The organism is Streptomyces sp. NPDC003697, from assembly GCF_053587115.1.
The window spans coordinates 39,680-47,242 of the sequence record NZ_JBSFNN010000053.1 but is presented as its reverse complement, the minus strand read 5'-3'; the positions used below and the strand labels follow the sequence as shown (position 1 = coordinate 47,242).

General features: G+C 75.1%; 5 protein-coding genes. 1 reads left to right on the top strand and 4 read right to left on the bottom strand.

Annotation, left to right across the window (positions count from 1 at the left end; all coding sequences use genetic code 11):
* Positions 1-365: 365 nt before the first annotated feature.
* From ACWDNY_RS20900 to ACWDNY_RS20885, 4 genes are all read right to left on the bottom strand, one after another.
* Positions 366-2,786, bottom strand: coding sequence for a transglutaminase TgpA family protein (locus tag ACWDNY_RS20900; RefSeq protein WP_451647280.1), 2,421 nt, complete (start codon positions 2,784-2,786; stop codon positions 366-368).
* Positions 2,783-4,156, bottom strand: a complete 1,374-nt coding sequence (locus tag ACWDNY_RS20895; RefSeq protein WP_451647279.1) for a DUF58 domain-containing protein — start codon at positions 4,154-4,156, stop codon at positions 2,783-2,785. Before ACWDNY_RS20895 ends, ACWDNY_RS20900 begins: the two co-directional genes overlap by 4 nt.
* A complete protein-coding gene (locus ACWDNY_RS20890) occupies positions 4,156-5,226 on the bottom strand; it encodes an AAA family ATPase (protein ID WP_451647278.1) in 1,071 nt (356 codons plus the stop codon). The genes ACWDNY_RS20895 and ACWDNY_RS20890 overlap by 1 nt, the downstream gene beginning before the upstream one ends.
* Before the next feature lie 267 nt (positions 5,227-5,493).
* On the bottom strand, positions 5,494-6,039 hold the full coding sequence (locus tag ACWDNY_RS20885; RefSeq protein WP_451647277.1) for a beta-class carbonic anhydrase: 546 nt from the start codon (positions 6,037-6,039) through the stop codon (positions 5,494-5,496).
* Between the two features lie 447 nt (positions 6,040-6,486).
* On the opposite strand from ACWDNY_RS20885, the gene rsmH reads away from it, so the two are divergent.
* Positions 6,487-7,491, top strand: coding sequence for a 16S rRNA (cytosine(1402)-N(4))-methyltransferase RsmH (rsmH, locus tag ACWDNY_RS20880; RefSeq protein WP_451647276.1), 1,005 nt, complete (start codon positions 6,487-6,489; stop codon positions 7,489-7,491).
* The last annotated feature ends 72 nt before the right edge of the window (positions 7,492-7,563 follow it).

Here is a 7,563-nt window from a genome sequence, read left to right as displayed (position 1 = left end):
CCGCTCGAGCAGGGGGTACCCCCCATTCGCCGCACCGGCCGGAAGCCCGAGTACATCCCGTACGAGGGCGTCCGGCCGGCACGCCGAGAGCATGGCACCGGACGCCGCCCCCTGACGGGCCAACGCTGCCTGCCAAGGCGCCGGCTCTGCCCGGCCGGTGCGGCGCGCCCCGGCACGGCTCCCCCGGGCGCGGCTCCCTCCGGCCGGCGCCGGCGTACCCCGGGGCGGCTCACGGGGCCCGCACTGCGTGCCCCGGAGCGGCTCACCCGGACGTGTCGCGCGCCCCGGAACGGCTTCGCCCGGCCCGCGCCGGGCGTCCCGCGGGCAGGCCCGCCGCCCCTTCCGCCCCACAGCCGCTCAGCGCCTCAGCTTCGCCTCCCCGGTGGGACGCCCGGTGACGGTCTGCCCATCGGGCGTCCCCGCAGCGTCGGGCGGGCCGCCGCCGCCCGGGCCGTGAGTGCGGCCCACCGGGCGGAGATCGCCCAGACCAACCGGGCGCTGGAGCGGGGGGCGAACCTGGCGCGCAGCGCGGCACCGCGGCCGGCCCCGCCGCGCAGGCCCTCGGCCACGCGGCGGGCCTCCTCGGCCAGCCCCGCCGTGGGGCGCGGGTGCGGCGCGTACAGCACCTGTTCCACCGCGTCCGCCAGACGGTGCACCGAGGCCGCCGCCGGCGGATCGAGGTGCCCGAGACGGACGATCCGGGCGGCCGCCGTGCGCGGGGTCTGCGACTCGTCCGGCGGGATCCCGTGGTCCCAGGCCGTGTCGGTGACCTCCTGCCAGACGGCCAGGGTGTGGACCGCCGCGTCGTCGGCGCCGTGCCCGTGCGCGCCGAGCCGGACGGCACGCGTCCGGGCGCGCCACAGCAGCGGCGCCAGCGGCAGCGCGAGGGCGGCCAGGGCGCCCAGTGTCCAGGCCAGGACCTCGTACCACCTGGGGCCGCCGCCGTCCCCGCCCAGCCCGACCTGCGGGGACCCGCTCGCGCACTCCTGCAGCCGCTTCATCTGAGGGGGGCAGCTCTGGTCCGCCGGGGGGGCCGCGGAGGGCGCCGCGCTCGCCTCGTCGGACGGTGCCGCCGGATCCGGCAGGGTGGTGCCGGGGGCGTCGGGCCGGGTGTACGACGGCATCGTGCCGCGCGTCGGGGTGGGCTCGAAGCGGGTCCAGCCGACCCCCTCGAAGTACAGCTCGGGCCAGGCGTGCGCGTCCTTCAGCCCCACCGTCATCGTGCCGTCGGCCTGCATGGAGCCCGGCGCGAAGCCCACCGCGACCCGGGCCGGGATGCCGAGCGTGCGGGCCATCGCGGCCATCGCGAAGGAGTAGTGCACGCAGAAGCCGCGGCGGTCCTTCAGGAACCGCTCGATCGCCTGCGGGCCGCTGCCCACCTCGACGTCCGTGTCGTACTGGAAGCCGCCCGTCACGGCGAACCAGTCCTGGAGCCTGACGGCCCGCTCGTAGGGGTTCGCCGCGCCGTCGGTGACCTCCCGGGCGGTCGCGGCGACCCCTCCGGGCAGGGAGGCGGGCACCTTGGTGTACTCCCTCAGCAGGGGCTCGGGCGCCTGCGGGGCCGTGGCGAGCTGCTCAGCCGTCGGCCGTACGTCGAGGCTCTTGACCCGGTACGTCAGCCCGCGGGTGTTCTGGCCGTGGTCGCCGACCAGTGTCATCCCGACGGGTTCGTAGCGCCAGCTTCCCTTGATCCGCACCCCGCTCGGCGGATACGGCATCGGCAGCCAGTCCTGGGCGTACCAGTCCGCGGTCGCCACCGTCGTCGAGATCTCCGTCCGGTCCACGTCGGGGCCCAGGCCGGCCGGCGTGGGGAAGGGGTCGGGCAGCCCGACGATGTGGCGCTGGGACGGCTTCCAGGTGGTGCCGTCGAACTCGTCCAGGGACACGATCCGCAGGTACAGGTCCGACGCGTTCTGGCTGTCGGTGCGCAGGGTCAGGACCGTGCGGTCCTCGTCGATGTTGAGGCTGTCGCGCAGCGACACCAGCGGGTTCACCGCGGAGATGGTGCCGCCGCCCCCGGAGCCCGGCCCCACGCCCTCCCCGGCGGCGTTCAGCAGCCCGCCGCCCATCGACGGCAGGGCCACCTGCGGCAGCAGCGCGGCGAGACCCAGCGCCAGCACGCCGATACGCCGCCCGGTACGCAGCGGCGCCGCCGGACCGCCGCGTTCGGGACCGCCCGGGGAGCGCGGCCCCGCGCCGAACACCCGGCCCCACTGCGCGAGCCGGTCCCGGCCCTCGGCGAGCAGCAGCATCAGATAGCCGGTGGCGGCGACCAGGAACCACAGCCAGTCGGCGTCGCTGTCGGACAGGCCCGCGGCCACCGAGTACAGCGCGAGCAGCGGCAGGCCCGCGGGAGCGGCGCGGCGGAAGGTGACCGCGAGCATGTCCACGAGCAGCCCGATCAGCAGCACGCCCCCGACCAGCATCAGCCGGATGCCCGCGCTCAGCGGCGCCGGTATCGCGTACTGCCCGACGTCGTCGGCGCCCTCCCGCAGCAGATCGGCGAGCTGCCCCAGGGCGTCCGGCCCCGGGACCAGCCCGGCGTAGGCACGATCGCGGGCGAAGACGGCGGTCAGCAGCACCACCGTGACGAGCACCTGCGCCGCCACGGTCAGGGGCCGTGGCAGCGGCCCCCGGCGGGTCGCCGCACCCACCCCGGCCTGCACCGTCAGCAGCAGGCCGGCCTGCAGGATCCACGTCGTCCGGTCGACCAGCGGCAGCAGGGCGCACGCCGTCATCAGCGTGGCCGCCGCGGCGCACAGCGCCATACGTGTCCGGCCACTCACGACCGCTCCTCCCCGCTGCCCGCCCCGCTCGTCGCACCGGCACCCGTCCGCTCCCGGTCCGCCTGACGCCACACCTCTGTGAGCGAGGCGCCCCGGGGCACGTCCACCACGGTCCAGCCCGCCTCACGCAGCGTCCGCAGCCGCTCCCCGGCGCCGTCTCCGGGACCGGGCCCGTCACCCGGCTCCCGTACCCACGCATCGCTGTCCAGCACGAACGCGATCGCGCCCGCGCCGCGCCGGCGCATCCTGGCCGCCATCGCCGCCTGCTCCTCGTCGAGATCGCCGAGGAAGGCCACCAGCAGCCCGCCGGAATGCGCGCGCAGCACGTCGTCGGCACGCGAGAGACCGGCGCCGTCCGAGTGGTCGATCACCGCGAGCATGTCCATCACCAGCCCGGCGGCGTCCGCCGGCTCCTGGCCGGCGCCCGCGAAGCCGTCGGCACCCTCGCCGGGCACCGAGCTGCCCGTGTCCGTCAGCAGCCGCACCGAGAAGCCCCGCTCGATCATGTGCACCAGGACCGACGCGGCGCCCGACACCGCCCACTCGAAGGCCGAGTCGGGACCCGAGCCCTGGAAGGCGACGGCCCGGGTGTCCAGGAGCACCGTGCAGCGGGCGCGCTGCGGCTGCTCCTCCCGGCGCACCATCAGCTCGCCGTAGCGCGCGGTGGAGCGCCAGTGCACCCGGCGCAGGTCGTCGCCGTGGCGGTACCCGCGCGGGATGACGTCGTCCTCGCCCGCCAGGGCCGGCGAGCCCTGCCGCCCGTCGCCGTAGCCCTGGGTCTCGCCGCCCAGCCGCACCGGCGGCAGCGGCTCCACCCGCGGGACGACGGTCAGCGTGTCGTGGGTGGAGAACGAACGGGACAGCTCGCACATGCCGAACGGGTCGGTCAGGCGCAGCTGCAGCGGGCCCAGCGGATAGCGGCCCCGCAGGTCCGAGCGGACGCGGTAGGACACCTCGCGGCGCCCGCCCGGCTCCACCCGGTCGAGCACGAAGCGCGGCCGGGGCCCGAGCACGTACGGCACCCGGTCCTGGAGCATCAGCAGACCGGTGGGCAGGCGGGAGACGTTGTCCATGCGCAGGTGCACCCGGGCCTCGCTGCCGGCGGGCACCCGCGCGGGGGAGAGGCGACGGGTGCCGGCCACCCGGTAGCGGGTGCGGTACAGCACGGTCGCGCAGATCAGGGGGAGCAGGGCGAGCAGCAGGCCCACCCGCAGCAGGTCGCTCTGCCCGAGGACGTAGGCGCATATCGCGGCCGCGATCCCGGCGGCCAGGAAGGAGCGTCCGCGGGTGGTCAGACCGGCGAGCGCGGTGCGGACCCCGCCCCGGCCGTCCCGGTCGTCCTCCGCGGGCGGCATCCCCGCGTCGGCCATCACAGTGTCCGCGGCGGCTGCTCGCCCAGCGCGGTGGCCCCGCGGCCCGGGCCGAAGCCGCCGGCCTGCGGCGAGCCCGGCACCGGTGTGTGCCGCAGGATGTCGTGGACGACCTGTTCCGCGGTGCGGCGGTGGAGCTGGGCCTGGGCCGTCGGCAGCAGCCGGTGGGCCAGGACGGCGACGGCGAGGTCCTGCACGTCGTCCGGCAGGGCGTAGTCCCGGCCGCTGAGGGCGGCGGACGCCTTGGTGGCGCGCAGCAGGTGCAGGGTGGCGCGCGGGGAGGCGCCGAGTCTGAGGTCGGGGTGGGTGCGGGTGGCGGCGACCAGGTCCACGGCGTAGCGCCGGACCGTCTCGGCCACGTGGACCCCGCGCACGGCCTCGACCAGCTTGACGATCTCGTCCGCGTGGGCGACCGGCTGGAGATCGTCCAGGGGGCTCACCCCGCCGTGCACGTCCAGCATCTGCAGCTCGGCGTCCGCGCTCGGGTAGCCGATGGAGACGCGGGCCATGAAGCGGTCGCGCTGGGCCTCGGGCAGCGGGTAGGTGCCCTCCATCTCGACCGGGTTCTGCGTGGCCACCACCATGAACGGGCTGGGCAGCTCGTAGGTCTGCCCGTCGATGGTGACCTGGCGCTCCTCCATCGACTCCAGCAGCGCCGACTGCGTCTTGGGCGAGGCGCGGTTGATCTCGTCGCCGATCACGATCTGCGCGAAGATGGCACCCGGCTTGAACTCGAAGTCCCTGCGCTGCTGGTCCCAGATGGACACGCCGGTGATGTCCGACGGCAGCAGGTCGGGGGTGAACTGGATGCGCCGTACCGAGCAGTCGATGGACCGTGCCAGCGCCTTGGCGAGCATCGTCTTGCCCACGCCCGGGACGTCCTCGATCAGGAGGTGCCCCCCGGCGAGCAGCACGGTCAGCGAAAGCCGTACGACCTCGGGCTTGCCCTCGATCACTGCTTCCACCGAACCGCGCACACGCTCCACGGTGGCGGTCAGATCGTCCCCCACCCTCGCATACGCTCCGGCGGAGGCACCCCCGTGGCCCGCTCGCTCGTCATAGGTCGTCACCCGGCCCTCCTCGGCCCTTCCCCGAACTCCGAAGGAGCAGGGGATTCCCCAACTTTCCCGGACCGACGCGCCGCTGTGCCGCCCGGCCCACCCCGAAACCCGGCACCGCGCGGGGCAACCCCCGCGCGACGCCGCACCCCGCATTCTTGTTGCCGTTACCGGTTCGTGTCACTCGCCTGTGGACAAGTGGCCGCGATCTGTCAGGTCTTAGGACCTTTTGTGGACGGCGAGGCGGGTGCCGTGGAGTTCCGGGGCGGGCGCGCGGGATCAGGCGGGGTCGACCTCGCGCAGCAGCCCCGTCCTGACGTCGAAGACGAAGCCGCGCACGTCGTCGGTGTGCAGCAGGAACGGCGAGGTGCGCACGCGCTGCATCGACTGCCGGACGTCCTGGTCGACATCGCGGAACGCCTCCACGGCCCAGGCGGGACGCTGACCGACCTCCATCTCCAGCTCGTGCCGGAACTCCTCCGTGAGGGACTCCAGACCGCAGCCCGTGTGGTGGATGAGGACGACGCTGCGGGTGCCGAGCGCCCGCTGGCTGATGGTCAGGGAGCGGATCACGTCGTCGGTGACGACGCCGCCCGCGTTGCGGATGGTGTGGCAGTCGCCGAGCTCCAGGCCCAGCGCGGCGTGCAGGTCGAGGCGCGCGTCCATGCACGCCACCACGGCGACGTGCAGGACGGGCCGGGCGTCCATGCCGGGGTCGGTGAACGCGGCGGCGTAGCGCCCGTTGGCCTCCACGAGCCGGTCGGTGACCGCGCCGCGCGCCATGGCGCCTTCGGATCCGGAGGGAGCTGCTGCAGAAGTCGTCATACTCATGACGGTACTGGTCGCAGGTGCTCCGGTCCTGCCGTGAGGGGGGACAAAGAACGCCATCGTGGCTCGTTGTGAGCGACTCCACACCCAGCGCCAGCGCCGCCATCCGGGTGAATCCGGGCGGGGCGGCGTGTCGCCGCCGCCGGGGCGGGCGACGCGCAGGCCGGTTGATTGACCGGGAGACACGGTGGACTAAAGTGACGCGAAGCGGGAGGCGCGGCCCTCCCTGCTGGACTGCATTCCCCCGGAGACCCCGGCACCCGCACGGACGGTCTCCTCGCGTGCGCGGCGCGTACGCACGGCTCGACCTCCTCCCGCTCCCGGTCGGCTGACGCCTCCGGCGCCGGCGGCCTCCCCTTCACCGGGGACCATCCCGGCGCCGCCGGGACAGGGCGGGGACCCGGCGGTGCGTACCGCGGCGCCGGATCTGAGAGGGCCCAGGAAATGAACGGGCGCGAAGCGCTTCCGTACGAGGGTGGTGGCGGGCGACGGGAGGGCAACACCCGGCACGTCCCCGTGATGCTCCGCCGGTGCCTGGACCTGCTGGCGCCCGCCCTGGAGCGGCCGGGAGCGGTGGTCGTCGACTGCACCCTCGGCCTCGGCGGCCACAGCGAGGCCCTGCTCACCCGCTTCCCCGACGCCCGGCTCATCGGCCTGGACCGCGACAAGGAGGCCCTGCGCCTGTCCGGGGAGCGCCTCGCCCCCTTCGGCGAGCGGGCCACCCTGGTGCACGCCGTCTACGACGAGCTGCCCGAGGTGCTCGACCGCCTCGACGTCCCGCGCGTGCAGGGCGTCCTGTTCGACCTCGGCGTCTCCTCCATGCAGCTCGACGAGGCCGACCGCGGCTTCGCCTACGCCCAGGACGCCCCCCTGGACATGCGCATGGACCAGACGACCGGCCTCAGCGCCGCCGAGGTCCTCAACACCTACCCGGCCGGCGAACTGGTCCGCATCCTGCGGGCCTACGGCGAGGAGAAGCAGGCCAAGCGGATCGTGGCCGCGATCGTGCGCGAGCGCGACAAGGAGCCGTTCACCAACAGCGCCCGCCTGGTGGAGCTGATCCGCGACGCGCTTCCGCAGGCCGCCAAGCGCACCGGCGGCAACCCGGCCAAGCGCACCTTCCAGGCGCTGCGCATCGAGGTCAACGGCGAACTCACGGTCCTGCAACGGGCGGTCCCTGCCGCGGTCGGGGCGCTCGCCGTCGGCGGGCGGATCGCCGTGCTGTCCTACCACTCGCTGGAAGACCGTCTGGTGAAGCAGGTGTTCGCGGCCGGCGCCGCCATCACCGCGCCGCCGGGGCTGCCGGTCGTGCCCGAGCGCTACCAGCCCCGGCTCAAGCTGCTCACCCGGGGTGCCGAACTTCCCACCGAGGAAGAGATCGCGGAGAACCGGCGAGCGGCACCCGCGCGGCTGCGCGGGGCCGAGCGCATCAGGGAGGACGCCGAGTGAGCCAGGCGACGGGACGGCCGTACGGGTGCGACGTCCCCACCCGCCGCGCGACGGGCGCGCGGGACCAGCGGA

Bases quoted from the DNA above. Each gene is read 5' to 3' on its own strand.
- ACWDNY_RS20895 (WP_451647279.1), bottom strand. From the start codon at position 4,156: ATGGCCGACGCGGGGATGCCGCCCGCGGAGGACGACCGGGACGGCCGG.
- rsmH (WP_451647276.1), top strand. From the start codon at position 6,487: ATGAACGGGCGCGAAGCGCTTCCGTACGAGGGTGGTGGCGGGCGACGG.
- ACWDNY_RS20885 (WP_451647277.1), bottom strand. From the start codon at position 6,039: ATGACGACTTCTGCAGCAGCTCCCTCCGGATCCGAAGGCGCCATGGCG.